A 24,938-nucleotide genomic window follows, 5' to 3' on the forward strand; every position below is an offset into this window, starting at 1 on the left:
TCAGGCCACCGCCTTCCGGGCCGCCGCCACGACGGAGGCGGGCTGCGGCAGAGCGGCCTCCTCGAGCTGCCGCGCATAGGGCATCGGCACCTCCTGGCTGCACACGCGCAGGACCGGGGCGTCGAGTTCGTAGAACGACTGCTCCGTGATGCGGGCCATGATCTCCGCCGAGATGCTGCCGCTGCGCCATCCCTCGTCCACGATCACGGCCCGGTGGGTGCGGCCGACCGACTCCAGGACCGTCGCGTCGTCCAGGGGGCGCAGGGACCGCAGGTCCAGCACCTCCGCGCTGATGCCGTCCTCCGCCAGTGTTCCGGCGGCGTCCAAGACCTTGGGCAGCGACCCGCCGTAGGTGATCACGGAGACGTCCGTGCCGGGGCGGCGCACCGACGCGGAGTCCAGCCCGACGGAATCGATCGTGCCGTCCAGCACACCCTCCGCGTTGTAGAGGCTCCCGTGCTCGAAGAGCACGACGGGATCGGGGTCGTCGAGGGCCGCCGCCAGCATGTGCCGCGCGTCGTCCACGGTCGCGGGGGCGAGCACCCGGATGCCCGGGATGTGCGCGTACCAGCCCTCCAGGCTGTGCGAGTGCTGGGCGGCGAGCTGGCGCCCCGCCCCGGTCGTCATCCGGATCACGATCGGCACGTTCAGCTGCCCGCCGGACATGTGCAGCAAAGTGGCCGCGTTGTTCATGATCTGGTCGAGGGCCAGCAGACTGAAGTTGACGGTCATGATCTCGACGATCGGACGCATACCGCCCAGCGCGGCGCCGATGCCGGCCCCGACGAAGGCGGATTCCGACAGCGGCGTGTCGCGGATCCGGTCGGGCCCGAACTCCTCCAGCAGGCCGAGACTCACCCCGAAGCAGCCACCGTAACGGCCTACGTCCTCACCCATGAGGAAGACCCGGTCGTCCTCGCGAAGCGCCTCGCGCAACCCCTCGCGCAAAGCCTCCCGATAGGTAGTGCGAGCGGCTTCGGCCTTCCCTGCCGACGGACGGGCGTTCATCTCGTGCTCCTGGGCGTGCTCGTCACGAACCGCAGCAGGTCCGCGACCGGTTCGTACGGGGCGGCCTCGGCGGTGCGCACGGACGCATCGATCTCCGCCGTCACGTCCTCCTCCAGCTGCTTCCTCACCAGGTCGTCCAGGCCGCCGTCTGCGCGCATCCGCTGCTCCAGGTCCGCCAGCGGGTCGCGTTCCTTCCATTGCGAGATTTCGTCCTTGCTCCGGTAGCGGTCCGGGTCGTACATGGAGTGCGCCCGGAAGCGGTACGTCCGAGCCTCGAGGAAATGCGGTCCGCCACCCGAACGCACGGAGTCGGCGGCCCGTCGTGCCGCCGCCTCGACGGCCGTCACGTCCATGCCGTCGACCGTCCAGGCAGGCATACCGTACGACGCGGCACGCATCGCGAGGTTCGTCTGCGCGTGTTCCCGCGCCAGACTGGTCCCCATGGCGTACAGGTTGTTCTCGCAGACCAGCAGCAGGGGCAGCTGCCACAGTGCGGCGAGGTTGGCCGTCTCGTGGAACTCGCCCTCCGCGTAGGCCCCGTCCCCGAAGAAGCAGCACGTCACCCGTTCGGTGCCGCGCATGCGGTCGGCCAGGGCCAGCCCGGCGGCCAGCGGCAGCCCGCCGGCCACGATGGCGTTCCCGCCGTAGAACCGCCGTTCCGCGTCGAACAGGTGCATGGACCCGCCGCGGCCGCGGCTGCATCCGGTGGCCTTGCCGAACATCTCGGCCATCACGGCATCGGTCGGCACACCCCGGGCGAGCGCGTGGCCGTGCTCGCGGTACGTGGAGACGACGGCGTCCTCGTCGCGCAAAGCCTGGCCGACGCCCACGGCGACCGCCTCCTCCCCGATGTACAGGTGGACGAAGCCGCGGATCTTCGCCGCGCTGTACAGCTCGACACAGCGTTCCTCGAACCGGCGGATCAGCAGCATCTGCCGCAGCATCTCCAGCCGATGGTCACGGCCGGGACGGGGCTCGCCGGCCTGTGGTTCCGGCGGCCGGCGACGCCCGCCCGCCCGCTTCGGGCCAGGGGCTCGCTTGGTGGTGCTCATGGTCGTCCCTCTCCTCACGTGCCTTCAGGCAGGGCCTTCCAGGGTTGACAGATCGCCCTCGGGCAAGCCGAGTTCACGGGCCCGCAGGAGCCGGCGCATGACTTTCCCGCTGCGGGTCTTCGGGAGGTTCTGGTCGAACTCGATCTCACGCGGTGCCACGGCCGGCCCGAGCCGCTGCCGGGCGAACGCCAGCAGTTCGCGCTTCAGCCCGTCCTCCGGCCGGAAGCCGGGGCACAGCGAGACGAAAGCCTTCACCACGGCGCCCACGACCGGGTCCGGTCGGCCGATCACGCCCGCCTCCGCCACGGCCGGATGTTCCATGAGGGCGCTTTCGACTTCGAACGGCCCGATGAGGTGCCCGGCGGATTTGATCACGTCGTCGGCTCGGCCGACGAACCAGAACCATCCGCCCGCGTCGCGTTTCGCCAGATCACCGGTGAGATACCAGCCGTCGGCGAAGCAGGCGTCGTACCGAGCCTGTTCGTTGAGGTAGCCGCGGAACATCGAGGGCCAGCCCGGCCGGAGCGCCAGCTCACCCTCCACGCCTGGACGGGTGACCTGCCGTACGTGCCCGTCGCTCACCGCGGCCCGTCCGTCCGGCCCACGTTCCAGAATCGCCGCCTCCACGCCGGGCAGCGGGCGCCCCATGGACCCGGGACGGATGTCGCTGGAGGCGTAGTTCGCGATCATGATGGCGCCGGTTTCCGTCTGCCACCAGTTGTCGTGAACCGGAAGACCGAGCACCTCTTGTCCCCACACCACGGCTTCGGGATTCAGCGGCTCGCCGACACTGGCGATGAAGCGGAGCGAGGACAGATCGTACGGTCCGGGAAGGCCGTGGCCGCCCCGGGGCGTGGCCCGCATCAGCATGCGGATCGCCGTGGGCGCCGTGTACCAGATCGCGACGTCCTGGGAGTCGAGGATCCGGTACCAGCGGTGCACGTCGAAGTCGCCCTCGTCGACCACCAGGGTGGCACCGTGGGTGAGCGGGGCGATGATCCCGTAGGAGGTGCCCGTCACCCACCCGGGGTCGGCCGTGCACCAGTACACGTCCTGAGGGCCCAGATCCAGCGCGAAGGCCGCCGTGGCGTGGTGCGCCACCACCGCCTCGTGCACGTGGACCGCGCCCTTGGGGGTGCCGGTCGTGCCGCTGGTGAAGTGGAGGAGGGCCATGTCCTCGGGGTCGGTCGGCGGTACGGAGAACACCGGCGAGGCCTGCGCCATGAGGTGCTCGAGCACAAGGGTGCCTGGTGGAGGGTCGGCGACGGGGCCGACCAGCAGTACGTGGGCCAGGCCCGGCAGCTGGTGGCGGACTCCCTCGACCTTGCGCCGGTACAGGGCCTCGGTGGTGACCAGGATCCGGGCGTCGCCCAGGGCGAGCCGCTGGCGCACCGGCTCAGGCCCGAACGCCGAGAACAGCGGGCACAGGACCCGTCGCGAACGCAGCGTGCCGAGCACCGCTGTGTACAGCTCGCGGCGTCGGCCCAGCAGTGTGAAGACCCGGTCCTGCGGCGCCGATCCCAAGCCGTCGAGGACGTTCGCGAACCTCGAAGAGTCTGCGGCGAGCTTCGCGTAGCTCACGCTGGTCACGGAATCGTCGGCGGCCACGCACCGCAGGGCCTCCCAGCCGCCGTGGCCGGCCTCGACGTGCCGGTCGACCGCCTCGAACCCCATGTTCAGGCCGCTTCCGTCCGGCAGGCCGCTCAGCCATGACCGGGCCTCGCCCCAGGTGAACGTCGCGCGGGTCTGCTCGTAGTCCGAGAGCCTCCAGGTGTCGTGCGGGTGGCGCTCTTTGCAGATGACGGGGTGGGTCATGACGGCTCCTCGTCCACCGCGAGGACTGTTGGTGGTGCGAAACCACCATCCGCCGGATGCGAAGTGCAGGGGGAGGGCCGAACGGGCCCGGGCGGGGACCGCTCGGGCCACCTGGGCGCCGGCTCGCGCCCGAGCGGTGCGGCACCGCTCGGCCGGTCAGTGTTTGGGCGATGTGGTCTCGCCGTCGTGCCCCTGCTCGTGGACCTGTGCGGCGATCACCGCTGCCTGCACGCGGCGTTCGACTCCCAGCTTTCCCAGGAGCCGGGAGATGTGGTTCTTGACGGTCTTCTCGGACAGGTAGAGCTGCTTGGCGATCTGGCGGTTGGTGAGGCCGTCTCCGATGAGTGCCAGGACTGCCCGCTCCCGTTCGGAGAGCATGGCCAGCCGGGTGTCCTCGGCTTCCTGGGCGGGTTCGGGGTCGCGCAGGGAGTGCATCAGTCGGGCGGTGGTGGCCGGGTCGAGCATGGACTGGCCGGTGGCGACCGTACGCACCGCGGACACGAGGTCGGAGCCCTTGATCTGTTTGAGTACGTACCCGGCCGCTCCCGCCATGATCGCGTCCAGCAGGGCGTCCTCATCGTCGAACGACGTCAGCATCAGGCACGCCAGGTCCGGCATTCGGGACCGCAGCTCCCGGCACACGGTGATCCCGTCGCTGTCAGGCAGACGTACGTCGAGGACCGCGACATCCGGGCGCAGGGCGGGACCGCGTGCAAGTGCCTGCTCGGCGGTGCCCGCCTCGCCGACGACGGTGATGTCCGCCTCCGCGTCGAGGAGGTCGCGCAGTCCCCGCCGGACCACCTCGTGATCGTCGAGGAGGAAGACCTTGATCGGCACCTCGGAGAGGCCGCCTGGTACGTCGGACATGTTCGCCGCCTGATCCGAATCACGCTCGGCACGCTTCCACCCGAATTGTCTCAGTCGGGGCGCCGGACGCACGCCCGACCGGACGCCGTCGAGGTCGCGGCTGTCCGTGACGGAAGCGGTCGAGCCTGCCTACGCAGCGGCTGAGACCGAGCCGTCGAGCTCCATTCGAACGTCCACGACCCCCTCGACGGCGCTGATGGCGCGCGCGAGCAGCGGTACCAGGGCACGGTCACGGAGTGGCCCTCTAAGGGTGACGACACCGTCCTGCACGGAGAATGCCAGGGTGGCGCCCGGTGCGAGCTCGCCCAGCACGGCCTGGCGGATCTCCTCCTCCAGTTCCTCGTCGGGGCGCAGGAAGACCTTGAGCAGGTCGCTGCGGCTCACGACACCTTCCAGCATGCCGACCCCGTTCACCACCGGCAGCCGCTTGACGTGCTTGCGGGCCATGATGCGGGCCGCTTCGGCGATCGTCGCGTCCGGGTGGACCGTGACCGCCGGGCTCGTCATCAGCTCCTCGGCAAGTACACCGCCGGCCTTCGAGGCTTCCTCGATGTGGTCCGGCAGGAGGGGCTGCTCGCGGCGGAACTCCTCCTTCGGCAGGAGATCGGCCTCCGAGACGACTCCGACGACGCGGCCCTCGCCTTCCAGGACGGGGACTGCACTCACCTTCCATTCGTGCATCAGTTTGACTATTTCCTTGTATGACGCCTCACGGCCTATTGCGATGGCCGTGTGCGTCATGACGTCACTGACGGTGTAGCGCGAGGCGGGCATGACCGACTCCTTCGCCGTTGTCCGGGCAGACGTGCTCCGGCTGCCTGATCTTGCGGTCCGGTCGAACCCTTCCATTCGAGCACCCTCGCCTGGTCCGTCCCAGGGCCTGTGGGGTCACGGCCGAGGTCCGATCGGCCCATAGGCTGGTACGTGCACGTCACGCCAGGCATCCGCCACGTGTGACACGGATCTGTGTCCGCCTGACGGGGGAGCCTGCTACGGGTGGCGTCCGGCGGTTCGCACGTGCGGCCAGAGCCCGATGACATCGCATGGTCGACCTGATCGCGCTCGCGCGGCCCGGCACGGGGACGGAGAATCGAGGTGTTCGCCGGAGTGGGACGACAAGCTGATCGCACAGGCCGGGGATGGCGCGCTGCGTACCTCCGGCTCCCGAGGAAGCTCAGCCGGCGTCCTCATGCGCGAGGAGGAAGCCATGGCGACCGCGCGAGAAATCATGCACCACGGTGCGACCTGCGTGAGGGAAGAAGAGACGCTCATGGACGCGGCGCGCCGCATGAGCGAACTGGGGGTGGGATCACTCCCGATCTGCGGACCGGATGACCGGTTGCACGGGATCATCACCGACCGCGACATCGTTGTGAAGTGCCTGGCGAGGGGCAAGGATCCCCATCGCATGACGGCAGGCATGCTCGCCCAGGGAAAGCCGTACACGGTTGCGGCGGATGCGGACACCGGACAGGTCCTGCAGATCATGCAGGAACATCGCGTCCGGAGGCTACCTGTCATCGAAGATCACCGACTGGTCGGCATGATCAGTGAAGCCGACCTGGCCCTGCACCTGACGGAAGAGCAGGTCGGCCATTTCGTCGAGACTATCTGCGCCGCCCCCTGACAGCGGTCGGCGCACGTCACTGGCCTCGGCTCTGCACGTTGATGCTGCGTCGGCAAGGCGGTGCCGGCTATGGAGCCGTCGAGGATGTCGGGCCGGTATTGAAGCCGTTCGAGCCGGTCGCCGACGGCGGACCGCTGGGCCTGGCGCACCTGCCGGCACGCTGTAGGTCCGCTCGTGGACTGGTCCGATGACGTACATGTCAGGCTCCGTTCCACGGCTGCGTCTGATCGGGGATCCCGATCAGACGGTGTTCAGGGGGCGCTGGGGTACCTCGATGAGGTGAGGCTCGGCCGTGGCCAGCGCGGTCCTCACCGCTGATGTCAGTCCGGTGAGGGTGTCGACACGGGTGCTGGGAATCCCATACGCCGTGGCGATGCCGGTGAGGTCGATGCCGGGCAGGTCGAGCCCCGGCACGCCGGGCGCCTGCATGGCCTCGGTGAACTTCTTGAGCGCCCCGTACTCGCCGTTGCGCGCGACGACGAACACGACGGGGACGCGGTATCGGGCTGCCGTCCACAGCGCACTCACGGTGTAGTGCAGGGCCCCGTCGCCGAGCATGGCCAGGACACGGCGTGAGGGATCGCCCAGTTGCAGCCCGATGGCGGCCGGCATGCCCCAGCCGAGACCCCCGGACGCCGGAAAGTACATGCTGCCCGGTCGGGAGATGTCGAAGCGGTCCCAGGTGGTGTCGACCGACGTCCATTCGTGGGCGAGGACGGTGTTCTCGTCCTTGGCGGCGTCGAGGGCGTCGACGATCGCCTCCGCGCTGAACGCCGGGCCGGGCTCGTCGAGGCGGCTGGCTCGTTCGAGTGGTGGTGGCGGCGGTCTGTGGCGGACGGGCACGGTCTCTGCGAGGCGGGCCAGGGCGTCGGAGGGGTTGCCGACCAGGATCTGGCCGAACGGGGCTCGGGTGGCTTCGTCGGGATCCGCGGTCACGGCCCACAGCTCGGTGCCCGGCGGCAGGTAGTCGCCTTCCTCGAACGCGTGGTAACGGAAGATCGCCGCGCCGAAGGCGACCACGAGATCGTGGCCGTCGAGGTGGCGTGCGACGCCGGGGATGTCCGAGGGCAGGACACCGCGATAGCGGGGGTGCCGGGTGGGAAACGGGCAGCGGGACGGGCTAGGCGCCACGAACACCGGAAGGGCCAGCCGGTCGGCGAGCCGACAGGCTCCGTCCCAGCCGGTTGCGTCGTCGATGCCGGGGCCGACGACCATGACCGGGTTGGCCGCGCCGGTCAGTCGGCGGCGCAGGAGGTCGAGGGCGGGTTCGGAGACGACCGGGTCGCCCTGCACGCTACGGGCCTTGAGGTGCTTCAGTGCACCGGGATCCGCCTGATGGTCCCAGTCGTCCAGGGGCAGCGAGAGGTAGACGGGGCCTGTGGGGGCGGATCCTGCCAGCAGGATGCCCTGGGAGAGTGCCTGGGGTACGTCCTCGGGGCGCAGGGGTTCGCAGCTCCACTTCACCAGCGGATCGGCCAACGCCGTGGCGTCGACGTTGGTGAGGAGTGCGTTCAGGGCGATGTAGCGCCGGGCCTGCTGTCCGGAGGTGACGACCACGGGGACGTGGCCGGACTGGGTGTTGGTCAGGTTCCCCATGGCGTTGCCGGTGCCGGCCGCGGCGTGAAGATTGACCAACGAGGGACGGCCGGTCGCCAGCGCGTAGCCGTCAGCCATCGCCACCGCCGCGCCCTCGTGCAGGGCGAGGACGTAGCGGAAGTCGTGGGGGAAGTCGCGCAGCAGCGGCAGCTCGTTAGAGCCGGGATTGCCGAAGACGGTGGTAATGCCGTGGCTCCGGAGCACCTCGAAGAACGCGTCGCGTACCTTCACACCACTTTCCTCTCCCATGATACGGAGCACAAAGCGCGCCCCGTACGGTCAGCACCCCGCAGCGCGAACGCCGGTGTCATCGCCGTCCCCGTTCGCCCAGAGCGCTCGCATGTCCCGAAGCACCCAGGTGAGTGCCTCGTCGGGAATCAGGTAGCCGCCGATGCCGCTGCTGTGCAGCATGTCGTAGATCCGTCCGGATACTTCGGCCAGTCTGGCGGCCGGATCGGCGCCTGGCTCGGGAGGAGCCGGGATGACCGCGGTGATCGTGTCCGCCCGTTGCTCGATGACCTCGATGCGGTACGCGCCCTCGACGACCGAGCCGAAGTAGGCGGCGAGCGCCGCCTTGGGGTCGGCCAGCAGGGCTGCCCTCATTGCCGGGTCGGTGCTCAGCAGCCGGTAGTGATAGCTGAAACGATCGGCACCGCTCATCGGCCGTCCCCGCCGCCGCGATTGCGGTACTGCTCGCGCATCTCCAATAGTGCCGTCTTCGCGTCCTGGGGCAGGATCCAGACGAACTGGTCGCCGCTGCGCCACAAGTCCATCTGGTTCACGGCTTCCTGGCCGCCTGCTTCCCCGGACGAAACGGGCGGGATGACGAGGTACAGCGTGTCGGGACGCTGGACGCGAACGTCGAATCGCAGATCGGGTGGTAGGACGATGCCAAGCCGGGCTGCCACCGCCCCGGAGTTGTCGGTCATGGCGGGATCCCTCCAGGCCAGCAAGGTCAGGGCCTGCTCAAGATCGAGGCCGGCCGGGCGTTCGGAGCAGAGGGCCTCGTCGGGTGCGTCTGTCATGTACTCCCACCTGCTTCCGGGTTGCGCCGACGGCGCCGGTCGGCCACGGACAGCACCAGCCTCGACGAAGAATGGACAGAGTTCCGGCTGCTCGTGCCGACGGGCGCGTGACGGAACCCCATGATGGCGGGGGTGCTCCGGTCCTGGTCGTCGCTGGTGACCACGAGCCGGATGCTGTGCCCTGTGGCGAACCTCCGGGCATTGGTGACGAGTGGAATCCGATACCTGGTGACCGAGCCCGGGACGACGATCTCGGATTCGCGGCAGGGGAGTTCCAGCGGCGCGGCCGCATCGGCGTGAGCGTCGGTCCGGCGCAGGCTGGCTCGGAGCCATCCGGCGGTGACGTTCACGACAGTGTCGTCGGGGGCCACGTCCTGGAGCGTGATGATCCATGCGGTGTCGGTGGCGGTGGCGGCGGCGTGCAGTTCGACCTCGACGTCGCCGACGAGGTCGAGCGTCTGGGGCAGCGGCTCGCTGGTCCAGGTCAGTCGGGTGGGAGGGTCGGCGTCGCTCGACTGCGACCGGCCGAGTCCCGCACCGAGCACGATGAACGACCGCTCGCCCGGACTGCCCTCGCCCTTGCCGAGCGTGCCATCGGACCGCAGGCTCAAAGCGAGTTGCCCTGTGTCCTCGGGCGGCCAGGTGTGGCTCGTGCGCCACTCGTCGGCGCCGGGCATCCAGTACCGGATCGGTGGGCCGTCGAGGATGCCCGTGTCGCGATCCTTCAGCCAGTGGTCGAACCAGGCAAGCGCCTCGACGTGGAGGCTCTCCCACGGCCAGGTGAGTCCGGACTCGCCGAGCATCGCGACCCGGACGACCGGAGCACCGGTCAACGCCCGCATGGCGGGAAACGTGGAAGGGAGGTGGAGCGGCACGTTCTGCCAGTCGCAGCCGAGATAAGTGGGGACCTCGACGCGGTCAAGGAGCGGCAGGAGATTGCGTTCGTCCCACCACGCGTCCCGCAGAGGGTGCTCGACCGCCATGGCACGCCACAGGTCGTCCCACGGGTGTGGATCGTGGTGGAGCTTGAGCGCGGCACGCAGGACCGTGACCGACGACTCGCCGTTCATCGTGGCGAACTTCTTGTGTAGCAGCTCCGTACGCAGAACGTCCCGGACCGCGTCGACGAAGCGGTTGCGCCAGAAGCGGCCGCTGCGAGCCGAGGTGAGTCCCACCATGGCGAGGAACGGCGTCACGAAGCCGGAGCTGAACAACCCGTGGTGCATCGCCGCTTCGTACAGGTCGGTGGTGACAGCCACCGGGAAGATTGCCCGCAGGTGCGCCGGACGCTCGACTGCCGCCTCCAGCTGCGCCATGGCGAAGTAGCTGATGCCGATCATTCCGACCCTGCCGTCGCACCACGGTTGGTCCGCTGCCCACTCGACCAGGTCGTGCAGGTCACGACGCTCCTGAGCGTCGAAGAACCCGAACGTCCCCCCGGACCCGCCCGTTCCTCGGAGGTTGGCGATCACGTGCGCGTAACCGCGCGGCACCCAAAAGTCGGATGCACCGGCCTCGATGAAGCCCATGGGCGCGCCGAGGTCCTGGATCTGACGCGGATAGGGTGACGCCGCGATCAGCGCGGGGAAGCGCCCGTCGCCGGCCGGTCTGTGCACATCGGCCAACAGTCCGATGCCGTCGCGCATCCCGACGGTGACGTCCCGGTCGCACCGCATGCCGTGTACGGGCTCCGACAGATTGCGGTACTCGCGGCCCGTCGTCTGCGGACCGTTCAGATGTCGCTGACCGGCTTCGACTCCTGCGACCCTGGGCACGGGCTTCCTTCCCTGTTCCGTTCGATCGACTCGGTGCGGCACCCGGCGTCAAATTAGCAGGACATATGGTCAAATCCGCGCTTACTCTTTGTTCGGTGCGCCGTAGGCCCGGCCAGGTGAATCCCGGCCCGGGCCAGAGTGACCGGCCGCCACCGACGCCGGACCACAGAAAGTGCCTACGGTCGGCCGACGAGCCTTTGGATCCGCGTGCGGTGAGCGACGCTGACCAGCGGATGCGGTGGAGCCGTGACGATCGGTGCCCACGCCCCACGGTGCTCTGTTCGGCTGAGCGGTGCCGGAGGTCACGGCACGGAGGGGAGGGCCTACTGCAGCATGGTCAGCCGGGGGTCCAGCCAAGGTGAGCCCAAAAGCCGCCACGGGATGATCTTGGTGAGTCAGCAGTGCGGTTCGGGGAGGAGGTGTTCGGCCGGTTCGGGCTCGTCGTCCTGGCCGTCGTGATCGGCCCAGGTTCCGAAGGGTCCGGGTAGGCCGGGCTCGTCGGCGCCGAGCTGGAGGGCGCCGCCCTTGGGCCGGTGTTCGCCGGGGATCACCGGTTGCCCGCTTCGAGCTGGGCGGGGATGCGGCTGGCACGGAGTTCTTGCAGGTCGGGGATGTGGTTGTAGAGGGTGCCGGGGCTGACGCCGAGGAGCTTGGCGATCGAGGTGATCGATTGCTCGGGGTTGGGGAGCATGTCGCGGGCGGCCCGGATGATGTCCGCGTTGACGACGGTCGGCCGGCCGCCGAACTTGCCGCGGGCTTGGGCGGCGGCGAGGCCCTCGCGGGTGCCGGAGACGATCAGCTCGCGGATGAACTCCGCGAGGGCAGCGAGGACGTGGAACACCAGGCGGCCGCCGGGGGTGGTGGTGTCGAGTCGTTCGTGCAGCGAGGTGAAGCCGATCTCGCGCTTGCGCAGTTCGCCGACCATGGCGATCAGGTCCTGGAGGGAGCGGCCGTACCGGTCGAGGGCGGGGACCACCAGGGTGTCGCCGGCGGCGAGGAAGGCGTGGCACGCCTTCAGCTCGGGCCGGGCGTCGTTCTTCCCCGACTTCTTGTCCGCGAAGATCCGGCGGCAGCCGACCGCGCCCAGGGCGTCGAGCTGGCGGTCGAGCTTCTGTCCGCCAGTGGACACCCGTGCGTATCCGATGCGGATCTCGGTACGGACGGCGGGCTCGGCGACTAGGAGTTCGAACTGGGCGTCTTCAAATGGCGTGCTCACGCCCGGAATCCTGTCAGAAAACGGTGGCCGGGGGTTGTTGAACCATCAGGGTTTTTGAAGGAGTTTTTGAAGGTCCTGGGGTGCTTCCGGCGGTCCGCCCGGCGATCTTCAGAAAACGATGGTTTGTTGAAGCCTGGCGGAAGGTCGGTGCTCTCGCCCGAACGCTTCAGCGTCGGCGGCGGTTGAGCACCCCGATGAGAGTGGCAAGGTCGGCGGCACCGGCCGGGTCATCCGCGTAGCGGGTGGTCTGGAGGGGGTCGACCTCAGGAAGGACGATGTCCTCCCGCGCCAGGACATAGACCAAGGTCAACAGTGCGGCGCGGGCATTGCCATCGGCGAAGGGGTGGAAGAACGCCACATCGAGGTAGGCGCGGGCCGCGCGGGCCGCCAGCGGGATGTCCGGGTCGGTCGTCTCGTTCAGGCAGGAATCGAAGTAGGCCTGCGTGTGAGGGGTCAGACCGTAGCGCTCGCGGCCGGCCTTCGCATAGGCGTCGCTCACGCGGAACGGTGCCCTTGTTGCAGCGAGGACTTCGCGTTGCCAACGGGCCAGCAGGGCGAAGTTCAGCGGGGTCTGGCGTGCGGCGTCCTCCCGGGCCAGGGTGTGCGCGGCGAGCAGACGCTCAGCGCGAATCGGGTCGCGCCGACGCACCGGTCCCTCGCACCAGGACCGAAACCCGTCGCGGCCGGCCGGGACCCGTTGCAGAGCCGGTGAATGCCGCCAGTCGACCTCGCGGCGCACGCGCAGCCAGAACGAGAGGCTGTCAGTAGCGGTCATGGAGCTTCTCCAGCGCTTCCCACTCGCGGTGGTCCCGGTACGGGGCGTGGCCGGTAAGGCCGACGGCGAGGTCCTCGCCGACGGATTCGATCAGCGTCCGTTCCGGGGTGACCCAGCTCTTGAATCGGCCGCCGATCGCGTTCTCCACCGCTTGCGCGGCTTCGGCCTGGTCCATGCCGGTGCTCTGGAGGAACCAGCCCAGGACGATCGAGGTCTGGCCGCGCCAGGCGTTGTCCGCGCCCGAGTCCATGGTGTGGGTCACGAGCCGGACGCAGGCCCGTTCCAGGTGCCAGCTGTGGTCCTCGGGCGAGGCGTCCGGCGGCGGCGCCAGCTCGGCGAAGCGCTGGGCCGTCCGCTCCAGCCACTCCCGCCACTCCAGCAGCGCGGCCACGGCCCGGTCCGCGGTCTCGTCGGGGGCCGTCACCGAGCTCGGCCCGCCGGTCCAGTTGCCGATGGGCCCGCCGCTGTAGTGGTACCAGTTCCATCCCCAGGCCCAGGTGCCGTATCGCTCCCGGATGATCGCGTCCACCTGGCCCTCGCACCAGCGTTCTCCCTGCCACCAGCCGGCCATACCGGAGAGCACGGGTGGCACCCACTCGCGGACCAGCGAGCGGAGGTGCTCCTCCTCGTCCTCGTCCCAGGCGAACGAGTGGCGGGCAGGGTCGGACTCTTCCCAGTCCCGAATGCCCTTGTACCTGATGGGGGGCACGCGGTTGTCGGGGAAGGGCAGGGTGTCACGGTTGTACGTCAGGGCTGGCTACTCTTCCTGTCCGATGCGATCGACCCATCAGTCTCGGCTCAATGCACCTGGGAACGCTAACGGTTTTCGGACCGCGTCGGCTTGTCCGTCATGCCGCTGCCGCCTTCTCGTCGCCGCCGAGCACGCTGAAGTCGACGTCCAGGCGGGCGTCGTAGGCGTCGGGAGTGAGGCTGAGTTCGTGGGTGGAGTACTCGCCGAACCGCTTGATGTGCTCGGTCAGGTACGGGGAGACCTGGGCGAGGTCGAGTGGGTCGACCGGGCGCCCCTCGGCCTGCAGCTCGCGGACCACGTCGGCGATGTCCAGGGTGTTGTGGAAGATCACCAGGTTGGCCAGCAGGGAGGTGAACTTCACGTCCTTCTCCTGCTCGACCGGGTCGTTCGCCGCGACCGTGCCGTTCTGGCCGAAGCGCACCCAGTCGGAGAAGCCGTTGAACGCCTCGACCTTGTTGGTCGCCGCCGTCACCCTCGCCCGCAGCGGGCTATCCGAGAGGTAGCGCAGCAGCTGGACGGTGCGGATCACCTTCCCCACCTCGCGGAACGCCGTGTAGGTGGCGTTGCGTCGCGAGCCCGAGCGCAGGCGCCGCAGCAGCAGGACGGAGGAGATGGCGCCCTCGCGGATCGAGACGATCCCCCGCATCAGGTCCCGGAAGTGGGTCTCGATCAGGGGCCAGTCGATGACGTTGCGCCCGGCCTCGCCGAACAGGGCGTCGATGTGCTCGTACTGGGCGGTGCTTGAGGGGCGGAAGAACAGCAGGTCCTTCCAGTTGCGGATGCGGGGCATCAGGTCGATGCCGAGCAGATGGGCGATGGCGAAGACCGGGTAGCTCTGCCCCTGGGTGTCCGCGTGGATGGTGGTCGGGCGGACCTCGGAGGTGTTCTTCAGCAGGCCCTCGATGATGTAGACCGCCTCCCACACCCCGCACGGCACGAAGTGCGTGAACAGCGCGATGTACAGGTCCGAGACGTGGTGGTAGGCGATACCGCCCACCGCGCCGTAGCGCACGGACGTCTCGGCGAGCAGGTTGTCCAGGTAGGTGTCCATGTGGGTGCCGTCGGCCGCGGCGGTGGTGCCGTTGCCCCACGCGCGGGACAGGTCGAGCTGGGCGTGCCGGTCGACGACGTCGCCGATCGCCTCGTTCAGCTTCGCCGTGGTGGCGTGGCGGCGGGCCGCGACGGACAGTTCGTGGCCGGAGACGCCAGCGATGTGCCGGGCGGCTTCGGCGAAGGTCATGTTCGTGCCCTTCACGAACGTCGTGATCACGTACCGGCCGAACGGGTCCCTCAGTTTCGGGTCGTTGCCGGACGCCGGTCCGAAGCGGTGCCACCACTCGATCCAGTAGGCGGTGCGGGCCACGATCCCCAGCAGGGTGCGCTCGGGCATCCGCTCCTTGACGGCCTGCTCCAGCACCTGCGCGCTGCGGCGCGGCTTCTCCGCCCGGCGGGCCTTGAGCTTGGGCGCCCCCGTGTCGGGGTCGATGAACAGCTCGTCGTTGTCCGGGTACTCGCTGTCCGCCGCGGCCGCCGCGGCGGACAGCCGCCCGCGCAGCTGGGCGACCAGGGCGCGGCCGTCGAACGCCGGCGCCTCGCCCGGGGGGCTCAGGCCGACCTCGACCAGGTATTCCGGGAGCTTCGCCTCCACCTGCTCCCAGGGCAGCAGCTGCTCGGACCAGTCGGCATACTCCTCCGAGCCGATCACCGCGACGTCGCCGGTGCGGAGCTCGTCGGCGAGGTAGTAGAACACCATCGCCTCGAAGTGGCGGCGCACGAAGTGGCCGGGCCGGCGCCGGTCGCGGATGGCCTTCTGCCAGTTCTGGGTGGCGAAGGCGACGTCAATCTTGCGGCCGTCCGCGTCGCGGTCGGGGATGAAGTCGCGCACCATCGCCCGGTGAGCCTTGGCGTGGGCGAGGGCGTCCAGCACGGAGGAGTCCTCGCTGGTGGCCTTCAGCTCGATCACGTCGGTCAGGTCGAACATCACCGGCCGGTCCGCCTTCAGGTGCCCGTGCAGCAGCACCTCCCAGTTGTCGCCGTGGTGCGCGGAGACCCGCTCGATCTGCGCGTACTGGGCGTCGAACCCGCCGAGCCCCTCCACCGACGCCACCAGCGAGGCGAGACCGTTCGCCTGCACCATCAGCCCCTCGGCCAGTGCCAGCAGCACGGGCGAGACCCGGCCCTCCAGCCTGCGGACGGCCTCAGCGGCGCTGGACTCCTCGTCCAGGCCCTCCAGCGCGTCCAGCGCCTGCTTGGTCAGCGCCGCGGCCTTCGCCCGCGCGTTTTGCGCGGGCCCGCCGACGTCGACCTGCTGCAGCAGCGTGCGGTAGTTGGCGACCAGCCTCTCCACGATCTCCTGCTGCTGGCGCCGGATCTCCTCCAGCTCCTCGCGGGCCTTCTTCGCCTTGCCAGCCATCCGCTTGCAGAACATCGTCGTCAGGTCGTCGCGGGCCCGCATCCGCGCCTTCGCGGCCAGGCAGGCGATCAGCGCGACCCGCCGGCGGGCGGTGTAGTCCTTGAGCGTCGCGGCGTCCTGGGCCTCTGCCTCGCCGGCGAAGTCCGCGACCTTCCCCGTCGCCACCGACTCCAGCCACTTGGCCGTCTCCCCGAGCCCGTCCACCCACGTCAGGTGGCCCTTGAGGCGCTTGAAGTTCGACCAGGTCGCCCGACCAGGGTTGTGTTTGAGCGCGTTGAACAGCGTCTTGCCGTCCGGGCCGACGACGTCGACCAGGCCCAGCAGCCGCGCCCGCTCGTCCTCGGTCATCCGTTCCCGAATGTCGGCCAGGATCTCCTCGTTCACCCGGGCCCGCACGGTGGAGGCCATCGCGTCCAGGGTCGAGTAGCGGGGGATCTCCAGCCCGGCCTCCACCAGCTTCTCCAGCGCGATGTTGATCAGGTCCGCCGGGTTGTTCTTCGACGCCGCCTCAATCCGCATCGTCTCCTCGGCTAGCGCCCGGGCGCCCGGCCCGTCGTAGCGCATCCCGCACCGCTCGCGGACCCACGAGCGGTGCCGCTCGGCGGTGCGGTCGGAGGCGTACACCGGCAGGGTGGCTTCCGGGAGCTCCGCCGCCCGGCGCACGAACTCCACCACCTGCTCCGGCACGTCGTGCGCCTTAGGGAAGCAGCCCATCCGCTGGTAGGACTTCAGCGCCAGCAGCAGCGCGAGCTGATGCTCGTCGGAGTCTGCGGTCTCCTCCGCCCAGGCCCGCTCCTCCTCGGACGGGGTGAAGAACACGTGCAGCTCACGCGCGGTGATCAGCCGCTTGAACCGCGGATACGCGGTCCGCTCGATCGAAGTCATCCCCACCCCACCCGATGCCCAGACCCTGCCGGGAACGCCGTGCGCACCCGCGCGGGATCATCGCGTCGTCAGCGCCGGGCCAGGATCGGAACAGTGGAACCCGGGACAGGGCCAAGCCCCCGGTGGTAGACGCGGAGTACGACTCAGAGCTTCAAGATCATCCCGTGGCGGCTTTTGGGCTCACCTGGGCTGGACCCCAGCCGAGCGGCGCCTCCGCCTCTCGGGCTCATGTTGCCGCCGTTCCCGGCGTGTCGCGTGCGTGGCGCCACGGCGTGTGCCGTCCGCGCCCGCTGTGACGCTCGCACTTGTGCATCCGGGCACGCTCCGCGGGGGTGGCCGGGTCTCCCCCGCGGTGGGGAGGGGCACGTGTTCCCACCAAGGTGGGATCGCGCGATGGCTATTCCCGGAACGTCCGGCACCGGCCCGCGAGCCGGTCAGTACGGCCAGGACCAGTCCGTGACCTCCGGCAGGTCGGTGCCGTGTTCGCGGATCCAGGCGTGGTGTCGGATGTGCTGGTCGGCCATGGCCTGGCGCAGTCCTTCGGCGCGGGTCGCGAGGCCGGGGACGCGGTCGATGACGTCCATGACGAGTCGGTAGCGGTCCATGTCGTTGCGCACGACCATGTCGAAGGGGGTGGTCGTGGTGCCGGACTCCTTGTAGCCGCGGACGTGCAGCTGGGGGTGGCCGGTCCGGCGGTAGGCGAGGCGGTGGATGAGCCACGGGTAGCCGTGGTAGGCGAAGATCACCGGCTTGTCGGTGGTGAAGAGGGCGTCGTACTGGGTGTCCGTCATGCCGTGGGGGTGTTCCTCGTGGGGCATGAGCCGGGCGATGTCGACGACGTTGACGACGCGGACGGCCAGCTCGGGGAGGTGTTCGCGCAGCAGGGCCGCGGCGGCCAGCACCTCCGTCGTGGGTACGTCGCCGGCGCAGGCGAGGACGACGTCCGGTGCGCGGGAGCCGTGGTCGGTGCCCGCCCACTCCCAGATGCCGGCGCCGCGCGTCACGTGGGTGCGGGCCTCGTCGATGGGCAGCCAGTCGAAGCAGGGCTGTTTGCCGGCGACGATCACGTTGACCTGGTCGCGGCTGCGCAGGGCGTGGTCGGTCACGGCGAGGAGGGTGTTGGCGTCCGGCGGCAGGTAGACCCGTACGACCTCGGGGCTCTTGTTGAGGACGTGGTCGACGAATCCGGGGTCCTGGTGGGATAAGCCGTTGTGGTCCTGGCGCCAGACGTGGGAGGTGAGCAGGTAGTTGAGGGAGGCGATGGGCGCGCGCCAGGACAGTTCGCGGGAGGTTTTCAGCCACTTGGTGTGCTGGCCGGCCATGGAGGCGACGATGTGGGCGAAGGCCTCGTAGGTGGAGAAGAGGCCGTGGCGGCCGGTGAGGAGGTAGCCCTCCAGCCAGCCCTGGCAGACGTGTTCGGAGAGGATCTCCATGACCCGGCCGTCGCGGGCCAGGTTGCGGTCCGTGGGCTCCGTGCTGCTCTGCCAGGCCTTTCCGGTGGCCCCGTACAGGTCGTCCAGCCGGTTGGAGGCGGTCTCGTCCGGTCCGACGACCCTGAAGTCCCGTCGCTCGGCCGTGTCCCGCATGATCTGCGTGAGGAACCGGCCGAGGACGCGGGTCGGTTCGTGGAGGGTGCGGCCGGGCTTGTCGACGGGGACGGCGTGCTGGTCGAGCGCGGGCAGGGGGAGCGGCCGCAGGAGGCGGCCCCCGTTCGCGTACGGCACGGCGCCCAAGCGGCGCTCGCCGTCCGGGACGCAGGCCAGGACCTGTGCCGTCGGGCGGCCGTCGGCGTCGAAGAGCTCCTCCGGCCGGTACGAGCGCAGCCAGTCCTCCAGCTGACGCAGGTGTGCCGGGTTCTCGCGCACGCCGGCGAGCGGGACCTGGTGGGCGCGCCACGTGCCTTCGACCGGGTCGCCGTCGACGTTCGCCGGGCCGGTCCAGCCCTTGGGCGTGCGCAGGACGATCATCGGCCAGCGAGCGTACCCCCGTGCCGGGTCCCGGCCCGGGTCCGTCGCCCGGGCCTCCTGCTGGATGAGGGCGATGCGGTCCAGGGCGTGGTCCATCGCGCGTGCCATGGCGTGGTGCACCTGGGCGGGGTCGCTGCCGGTCACGTACAGCGGGTCGTGCCCGTAGCCGCGCAGCAGCGCGTCGAGCTCGGCCTCGGGGATCCGGGACAGCACCGTCGGGTTGGCGATCTTGTAGCCGTTCAGGTGCAGGATCGGCAGGACCGCGCCGTCGTGGACCGGGTCGAGGAACTTGTTCGCATGCCAGGACGCGGCGAGCGGTCCGGTCTCCGCCTCGCCGTCGCCGATGACGCAGGCGACCAGCAGGCCGGGGTGGTCGAAGGCGGCACCGTAGGCGTGGGCGAGGGAGTATCCCAACTCCCCACCCTCGTGGACGGAACCGGGTGTCTCAGGCGCCACATGGCTCGGCACCCCGCCGGGGAAGGAGAACTGCCGGAACAGCTTGGCCATGCCGTCGGCGTCGCGGCTCACGTCCGGATACGTCTCGCTGTATGTCCCTTCCAGCCAGGAGTTGGCCAGGACGGCGGGACCTCCGTGTCCCGGACCCCAGACGCACAGGGCCTCCAGCGCACGCTCCTTGACCACGCGGTTGAGGTGCGTGTGCACCAGGTTGAGGCCGGGCGAGGTGCCCCAGTGGCCGAGCAGCCGCGGCTTGATGTGCTCCGGCCTCAGCGGTTGGGTCAGCAGGGGGTTGCCCATGAGGTAGATCTGACCGACGGCCAGATAGTTCGCGGCGCGCCAGTGGGCGTCCAGCTCCGAGATCGAATGCGCGCTCAACGCGGTCATGTCCGCTCCTGCGTACGAGGGTCCGGGACGTTCGTCGACTGAGCCGATGCCGACATCTTGTGCCCTGCCGGGGGACTGCCGGCAGGGGAGGGCCGTCCCTCGGACAGGGACGGTCGGCCCTTGTACGCGTCCGCCGGGCCCGGGAAGAGTGGATTCCGGTGGCGCCTGGTCCTCCCCGGCCGACGACCCCGATGCCCCCGCGCATCAGTACCGAGGACAAACCTCTGAAGCGCACCCTCGTCGTCGGAGTGGACGGTATCGCCGAGAGCCGGGCTGATGCCGGCTGGGCCGAACGTGAAGCCGTACGGCACGGGCCCCCTTCGGGCCGATTCCGTGGCGGCGCCCGTGGACGCCCTCAAGGGCGTCAGTGAGCCGCAGGGCGAGCTGCTCAAGGAGGCGTTCGGCATCAAGTCCGTCGCCGACCTCGCCGACCTCGAGTTCGCCCGGTGGGCCCAGGCCCTCGCCGCACTCGAGACCGCGAAGTACACCCCACCCCGGGTGGGCTTGCTTCGCTTTGACGGACGTCGGAGATCAGGGGCTTGGGCCCCGGAAGGACGATGTTCATCATGGAGAGCACGGGGAAGAGGAAGGCGCGTCCTCGGCGCTCGTTCACGTCGGAGTTCAAGGCCGAGATCGTCGAGCTGTGCCGGCGCGGTGACCGCTCGGTCGGTCAGGTCGCCAAGGGCTTCGACCTGACCGGGACCGCGGTCCGCGACTGGGTCCGCTGGTGGCGCCCGCCACCGACACCGCGACCAGGACCAGCAGCACGGCGGTCAGCGCCCGCACCGGGATGCCGGTGGCGTCGAGGAGCCGGCCCACCTGAGGCGCGAGCGGCCCCGTAAGCGCGAGCTCGCGGTCCGGCAGGGCATCGGCGTGGTGCAGGTCCGCGACGACTGCCCCGTCGGCTGTCTGGAGGGCTTCGACCAGGATGTGGACGGTATCGGCGTCGAGTTCACCGCAGACATGCATCAGGGTGCAGCCCACATGCTGCTCGGATCCCGTCCCCGCGACGGCAGGCTCACCGTCCGCTGGGGCGGGCAGCGCGGACGCGAGCCTGCCCCGGCCCTCCTGGTGGAGCGCCGGGGCAGACTACGCGGTCGGGTCAGGCGGGGCGGCCGCCGAAGGGGGCGCCGGTGCCGTAGTAGGTGCCCAGTTCCTCGCGGTAGCCGGCGTCCCCCAGGTGCTTGTCCCGGTGGAACTCGGGTGCGTCCTTGACCTGCTCCTTGGTGCGGTCCACGTAGACCTTCTTCTCGTCCTGGTCGATGCGGATCACCGTGCTCGCCGGGAGGAGCACCTCCTTGCCGAAGATCCACACGCCGGTGTCCACTACCAGATACGAGTCCCCGACTTCGTCGGAGTGCTTGTCGACCTTGCCGATACTGCCGTCCGTCGCCTCGACCTTGTATCCGGTCAGGTCCGTGGTCGCGATGCGGCCGGCGGTCGACTTGTAGCTCCACACGTTCTCGGTCATGCGAAACAACCCCTTAGAAATATGTGACGGCGTGACACATTCCGGAATTCTGCACTCCGTGCAGTGACCTTTGCTCCTGTGCCCCCACTCGGCTGGTCCATTCGCGATGCGGAGGAAAGAGTTTTTGCGCTTCTGTGCGTACTCGCCGGATCCGAGAAATTCATTCAGTGATTCCGGCGGTTTCGGTGCGCGTGCCCCTTTACTCATGCACGAAACCCATCCCGAGGCAGGCAGGCCGGTTCTCGTCGAGGGCTGCTACATATTCCGCTCTCTTGTCCACGCGGCTGCTTTGCGCAGTACGGCGACGCGGCCGCGGTCCGGCACGCTCCACAGGGTCTGGCCGCGCAGGCCCCAGCGTTCGAGCACGGCGTTCGCGGCCTGGAAGCCGGTGGTGGCCGCCCGCTCCATCAGCGCGACCGGCAGGTCGGTCCGGACGATGTCGCCGGCGACCACCAGCCCCGGATCGGAAGTGCGGACGGTGGGGCGGTCGGTGTAGCCGCCCGTGGCGAACAGCGGGCAGTCCGCACGCCATTCGTGGCGGACGTCGACGACCGTGGCCGTGCGCGTTTCCGGGTAGACCTGGTGGAGTTGCCCGACGAGTGCCCGCTCCTGGTCGGTACGCGGAGCGTGCGGGTCCACGGCGTAGGCGTGGAGTTCGACGACGGATCCTCCGCAGCGGGCTGCCCAGCGGGCCGCCTCGTCCTCCCATCGGTTCAGCACGCTGATGTTGTCGAGTCCGCCGAAGCCGCTGGTGCCCAGGAAGCCGGGCCGGTCGGGAGCCACGGGGCGGTCGAGCCAGAGCCGGGTGACGAGGAAGGGAGGGGCGGGCCGCAGGCGTGCCGTGCGTTCCCGCCAGGCGGGGTCGCCCAGGCGATGCGAGCGGGCCACGAGAGAGCGCAGGCCGCCGGCGTCGAGTGCGAGGACGACGGCGTCGTACCGGCGCGGCTCCTCGCCGTCGGCGGTCACTTCGAACCCGCCGTCCCGGGTGGGCGCGACGTGCTCGACGGGGCATCCGGTGCGCAGTTCGGCGTGGTGCCCTTCCAGGTAGCGGGCCAGGGGGTTCCACAGGGCCGTGGGGTAGGGCGAGCGGGGCACGTCGAAGAGCAGGCCCTCGGCGGAGCCCAGGAAGTAGATGTGGAACATGAGCGCCATCTCGGCGGCGGACAGCTTCTTCGGGTCGGCGAAGAAGCTGCGGGAGAACACTTCGAAGGCCAGGTGGCGGGCCCCGGCCGGGAAGCCGATGGCCTCCAGGAAGTCGTGTGCGCTGGTGTCGTCGAGCTGGTGGTACACGTCGGGCACGCGGACGTCGAGGAGGGGCAGGGCCGGGGCGGGCTTGAGAGCTCGCAGGTCCTGGAGGCGGAAGGTGGGGCTGAGGGCGACGAAGCCCAGTGCGCTCCAGGGCGGGGTGCGCGGTACGTGGCGGAAGCTGTCGCGCGGGCCGTCCGCGTGCAGCAGGGGGTAGTCGGGCAGCGCGGTGAGGTTGGCCAGGGCGGGGTCGGTCCGGCGCAGCAGGCCGCGCAGGTTGTAGTACTGGCGGAAGAAGGCGTGGAAGCCGCGGCTCATGGTCACGGTGGTGCCGTCGCGCAGGCGAGTGGGCCAGCCGCCTGCTCGGCCCCCGAGGTGGGCCTCGCGCTCGTACAGGGTGACGTTGACGCCTCTTTCGGCGAGGGCGGTGGCGGCGGCGAGGCCGGCGATCCCTCCGCCGATCACGGCGGTCGTGTGCCTGCCTTCGGCGTGCGCGGCTCCTGGGTGGGCGGGCAGGATGCGGGCGCGGCGGTCCTTGCCCCGGCGTGCGGCCGGTGGCCGGTCGGCGGGGCGGTTCACTCGGGCTCTTCGGTGCGGGCGGCGACGAAGGTGTGGGTGATGCCCGTCTGCCAGCCCGGCAGGGGGAGGGTACGGACTTGGTCGAAGCCGGCTCGCCGGAAGCGGGTGGCGAAGCGGTCGGCCCGGTCGAAGTGGACGACGCTGTGCCACAGATGGCGGTACAGGGGTCCGTCGCCGAGCAGGGTCGCGGTGGGCTGGACGATCCCACGGCAGACCAGCGTCCACACGGCCCGGTCGGCGGCACGGCCGCTGAGGCTGTACTCGTGCACGCCGAGGCGGCCGCCCGGGCGCAGCGCCTGGCGGATGGTGGTCAGGACGGTGTCGGGGTCGGTGAGGTTGCGGAAGAGGTAGGCGGCGAAGACCGCGTCGAAGGGGCCGTCGACGCCCGCGTCCGTCAGGTGCTCGGCGGGGGCGTGGACGAAGCGGACGCCGTCGGCCCAGGGCTTGGCGGCGGCTCGGGCGAGCATGCCCGCGGAGGCGTCGACGGCCGTGATGTCGGCGGCGGGCAGGACGGTGCGCAGCGCCGCCGTCGAGGCGCCGGTGCCGCAGCCGAGGTCCAGGATCCGCAGTCCCTTCCCTCGGGCGGGCAGGCCGAGGCGGCGCACCGAGCGGCGCAGGTGTGCGTGGTAGCCGGGGTTGGCGGCGACCAGGGTGTCGTAGGTGCGGGAGGCGTGGTCGAACGCGGCGGCGAGGTCCTCGTCGCGCAGGAGGCTCATGCGTTCTCCGATCGTGGGGGAGGGGGGCGTTGTGCGGGTCAGGGGGAGGGGCGGCGGGGCAGGCGGGGCAGTTCGACGGCGGTGCGCAGCATGGGGCCGACGGGGGTGTGACGGCCGACGGACAGGTCTTCGAGGAGGGTCGTGTGCCCGTCGAGGAAGTGCAGCAGCCGGGTCGGCGGGACGCGGGTGAAGAGCCGGCAGAACAGGTCGGGACCGTTGACGCGGCCGGTGGCCAGGGCGCGCAGGAGGACCGCGTCCATGGCGCGGGCGCGGGTGGAGTGGGCGGCCGGGGGCACCGGGTCGCGGCCTTGGTGGAGCGCGGCGGCGACGGCCCGGGTCTGGCGCTGGAGACCGGCGAAGGTGTAGCCGGTGGAGGGGCGGGTGGCGCCGCCGGCGGTGCCGATACGGAACACCGACGTGCCGGCCCGCGCGGTGAGAAAGGCGTCCGTCATGGGGATGCGGCCGGTCTCGGTGGCGGTGACTTCCAGGTCGCCGAGGGCCAGCACGTCCGCGGTGTAGTGCTGCAGCGCACTCTCGTAGCAGGTGCGGGTCAGCGGCCGGGGGGAGAACTCGGTGTACTCGACGAGGGCTTCGTGCGTGCCGGTGGGCAGGACGTAGCCGAAGGAGAGCCCGTCGGCTGGTTGCGGGGTGCGGAAGTCCATGAGTTCGGCGGCGCCGGGGTCGAAGACGGGACGGGCGGTCCGGACGAACCAGCCGTGGAAGTGCTGGAGCAGGCTGGTGCGGGCGGGCGGGAGGCTTTCCAGCGGGCGCGAGTCGAAGACCCAGCGCGCCCTGAGCACATCGCGGCTGCCGTCGGGGCGGACGATCAGAGCCTGCGCGCCGGTCGGGGTGTCCTCGACGGTTTCGGCGGTCGCCTCCAGGCGCCGGACGTTGGGGCTATGGGCGAGATCGCGGGCGACGAGGGACTCGAAGTCGTCGGAGCGGATCATCTTGTAGCGCAGCGGAGCGATGTCGCTGTCGATCGCGGGGCCGGCGGGCGGCCGTACCCGCAGGTGGCGCCACTGGGAGCGCACCGCGGCATCGAAGCGCCCGGGGCCGGCCTCCCAGAAGCACCAGGTGCGGGGGGCGGGCCGCAGGGGGCCGGGCGGGGCGTCGACGAGGATGACGGAGGGAAGCCGGGCCGCGGTCGGGGACCCGTTGAGCCGGTGTGCCAGCGAGAGGCCGGCGGCACCCGCCCCGATGACCGCCACATCCGCTGTCAGCACGATCGTCGTCTCCGTCCGGTCTGGGCGTGCCCGCGGAGAGTCTTCCCGCCGTGACGGGTGATCGGATGCGGCCGGGGGCGGGGCCA

20 protein-coding genes and 1 pseudogene are annotated in these 24,938 nt (G+C 70.3%); 2 read left to right on the plus strand and 19 right to left on the minus strand.

Annotated features, from left to right (window positions below; all coding sequences use genetic code 11):
• The 5 genes from ACPU2J_RS30760 to ACPU2J_RS30780 all read right to left on the minus strand — a co-directional run bounded on the left by ACPU2J_RS30760 (position 1) and on the right by ACPU2J_RS30780 (position 5,516).
• Positions 1-1,008, minus strand: a complete 1,008-nt coding sequence (locus tag ACPU2J_RS30760; RefSeq protein ID WP_423834511.1) for an alpha-ketoacid dehydrogenase subunit beta — start codon at positions 1,006-1,008, stop codon at positions 1-3.
• Positions 1,005-2,060: a pyruvate dehydrogenase (acetyl-transferring) E1 component subunit alpha gene (gene pdhA / locus ACPU2J_RS30765; protein ID WP_423834512.1), complete on the minus strand. Its 1,056-nt coding sequence runs from the start codon at positions 2,058-2,060 to the stop codon at positions 1,005-1,007. The genes ACPU2J_RS30760 and pdhA overlap by 4 nt, the downstream gene beginning before the upstream one ends.
• Positions 2,061-2,084: 24 nt before the next feature.
• Positions 2,085-3,875: an acetate--CoA ligase gene (gene acsA / locus ACPU2J_RS30770; RefSeq protein WP_423834513.1), complete on the minus strand. Its 1,791-nt coding sequence runs from the start codon at positions 3,873-3,875 to the stop codon at positions 2,085-2,087.
• Between the two features lie 156 nt (positions 3,876-4,031).
• On the minus strand, positions 4,032-4,742 hold the full coding sequence (locus ACPU2J_RS30775; RefSeq protein ID WP_399822380.1) for a response regulator: 711 nt from the start codon (positions 4,740-4,742) through the stop codon (positions 4,032-4,034).
• A 129-nt stretch (positions 4,743-4,871) separates the two neighbouring features.
• A complete protein-coding gene (locus ACPU2J_RS30780; RefSeq protein WP_420078694.1) occupies positions 4,872-5,516 on the minus strand; it encodes a CBS domain-containing protein in 645 nt (214 codons plus the stop codon).
• Between the two features lie 433 nt (positions 5,517-5,949).
• Here ACPU2J_RS30780 and ACPU2J_RS30785 point away from each other — a divergent pair, with 433 nt between their 5' ends.
• Positions 5,950-6,369 (plus strand): CBS domain-containing protein, encoded by a 420-nt coding sequence (locus ACPU2J_RS30785; protein WP_420078693.1) that lies wholly within the window; start codon positions 5,950-5,952, stop codon positions 6,367-6,369.
• A gap of 240 nt (positions 6,370-6,609) precedes the next feature.
• On the opposite strand, the gene mdlC is transcribed toward ACPU2J_RS30785, so the two are convergent.
• The 10 genes from mdlC to ACPU2J_RS30835 form a co-directional block, all read right to left on the minus strand.
• Positions 6,610-8,196 (minus strand): benzoylformate decarboxylase, encoded by a 1,587-nt coding sequence (gene mdlC, locus ACPU2J_RS30790; RefSeq protein WP_420078692.1) that lies wholly within the window; start codon positions 8,194-8,196, stop codon positions 6,610-6,612.
• Between the two features lie 48 nt (positions 8,197-8,244).
• On the minus strand, positions 8,245-8,625 hold the full coding sequence (locus tag ACPU2J_RS30795; RefSeq protein WP_420078691.1) for a hypothetical protein: 381 nt from the start codon (positions 8,623-8,625) through the stop codon (positions 8,245-8,247).
• Complete coding sequence (locus ACPU2J_RS30800; RefSeq protein WP_420078690.1) at positions 8,622-8,990, minus strand: nitrile hydratase; 369 nt, start codon at positions 8,988-8,990, stop codon at positions 8,622-8,624. Before ACPU2J_RS30800 ends, ACPU2J_RS30795 begins: the two co-directional genes overlap by 4 nt.
• On the minus strand, positions 8,987-10,765 hold the full coding sequence (locus tag ACPU2J_RS30805) for a CocE/NonD family hydrolase (protein WP_423834514.1): 1,779 nt from the start codon (positions 10,763-10,765) through the stop codon (positions 8,987-8,989). Before ACPU2J_RS30805 ends, ACPU2J_RS30800 begins: the two co-directional genes overlap by 4 nt.
• Before the next feature lie 395 nt (positions 10,766-11,160).
• Positions 11,161-11,316 carry a hypothetical protein gene (locus tag ACPU2J_RS30810; protein ID WP_420078688.1) on the minus strand — a complete coding sequence of 52 codons (156 nt, stop codon included), beginning with the start codon at positions 11,314-11,316 and terminating at the stop codon, positions 11,161-11,163.
• A complete protein-coding gene (locus tag ACPU2J_RS30815; RefSeq protein ID WP_423834515.1) occupies positions 11,313-11,981 on the minus strand; it encodes a recombinase family protein in 669 nt (222 codons plus the stop codon). The genes ACPU2J_RS30810 and ACPU2J_RS30815 overlap by 4 nt, the downstream gene beginning before the upstream one ends.
• A 166-nt stretch (positions 11,982-12,147) precedes the next feature.
• A complete protein-coding gene (locus tag ACPU2J_RS30820; RefSeq protein ID WP_420078686.1) occupies positions 12,148-12,756 on the minus strand; it encodes a Fic family protein in 609 nt (202 codons plus the stop codon).
• The gene (locus tag ACPU2J_RS30825) at positions 12,743-13,465 is read right to left on the minus strand and encodes a hypothetical protein (protein WP_420078685.1); all 723 of its coding nucleotides are present in this window, start codon (positions 13,463-13,465) and stop codon (positions 12,743-12,745) included. Before ACPU2J_RS30825 ends, ACPU2J_RS30820 begins: the two co-directional genes overlap by 14 nt.
• Before the next feature lie 139 nt (positions 13,466-13,604).
• Entirely contained in the window at positions 13,605-16,805 is a 3,201-nt protein-coding gene (locus tag ACPU2J_RS30830) for a Tn3 family transposase (RefSeq protein ID WP_423834516.1), read from the minus strand.
• 434 nt (positions 16,806-17,239) lie between these two features.
• Positions 17,240-19,615, minus strand: a complete 2,376-nt coding sequence (locus tag ACPU2J_RS30835) for a phosphoketolase family protein (RefSeq protein ID WP_423834517.1) — start codon at positions 19,613-19,615, stop codon at positions 17,240-17,242.
• A gap of 276 nt (positions 19,616-19,891) precedes the next feature.
• Between ACPU2J_RS30835 and ACPU2J_RS30840 the strand changes: the two are divergent.
• Positions 19,892-20,098: pseudogene (locus ACPU2J_RS30840) on the plus strand (hypothetical protein); the annotation flags it as partial.
• Positions 20,099-20,717: 619 nt separating this feature from the next.
• Here ACPU2J_RS30840 and ACPU2J_RS30845 read toward each other — a convergent pair.
• The 4 genes from ACPU2J_RS30845 to ACPU2J_RS30860 form a co-directional block, all read right to left on the minus strand.
• Entirely contained in the window at positions 20,718-21,086 is a 369-nt protein-coding gene (locus ACPU2J_RS30845) for a PRC-barrel domain-containing protein (protein WP_420078680.1), read from the minus strand.
• A 255-nt stretch (positions 21,087-21,341) separates the two neighbouring features.
• Positions 21,342-22,910, minus strand: a complete 1,569-nt coding sequence (locus tag ACPU2J_RS30850) for an FAD-dependent oxidoreductase (RefSeq protein ID WP_423834518.1) — start codon at positions 22,908-22,910, stop codon at positions 21,342-21,344.
• Entirely contained in the window at positions 22,907-23,626 is a 720-nt protein-coding gene (locus ACPU2J_RS30855; protein ID WP_420078678.1) for a class I SAM-dependent methyltransferase, read from the minus strand. Before ACPU2J_RS30855 ends, ACPU2J_RS30850 begins: the two co-directional genes overlap by 4 nt.
• Before the next feature lie 38 nt (positions 23,627-23,664).
• Positions 23,665-24,852: a lycopene cyclase family protein gene (locus ACPU2J_RS30860; RefSeq protein ID WP_420078677.1), complete on the minus strand. Its 1,188-nt coding sequence runs from the start codon at positions 24,850-24,852 to the stop codon at positions 23,665-23,667.
• Between the last annotated feature and the right edge of the window lie 86 nt (positions 24,853-24,938).

It is taken from the genome of Streptomyces manipurensis, from assembly GCF_049570255.1.
In the GTDB taxonomy this organism is placed as follows: domain Bacteria; phylum Actinomycetota; class Actinomycetes; order Streptomycetales; family Streptomycetaceae; genus Streptomyces; species Streptomyces manipurensis.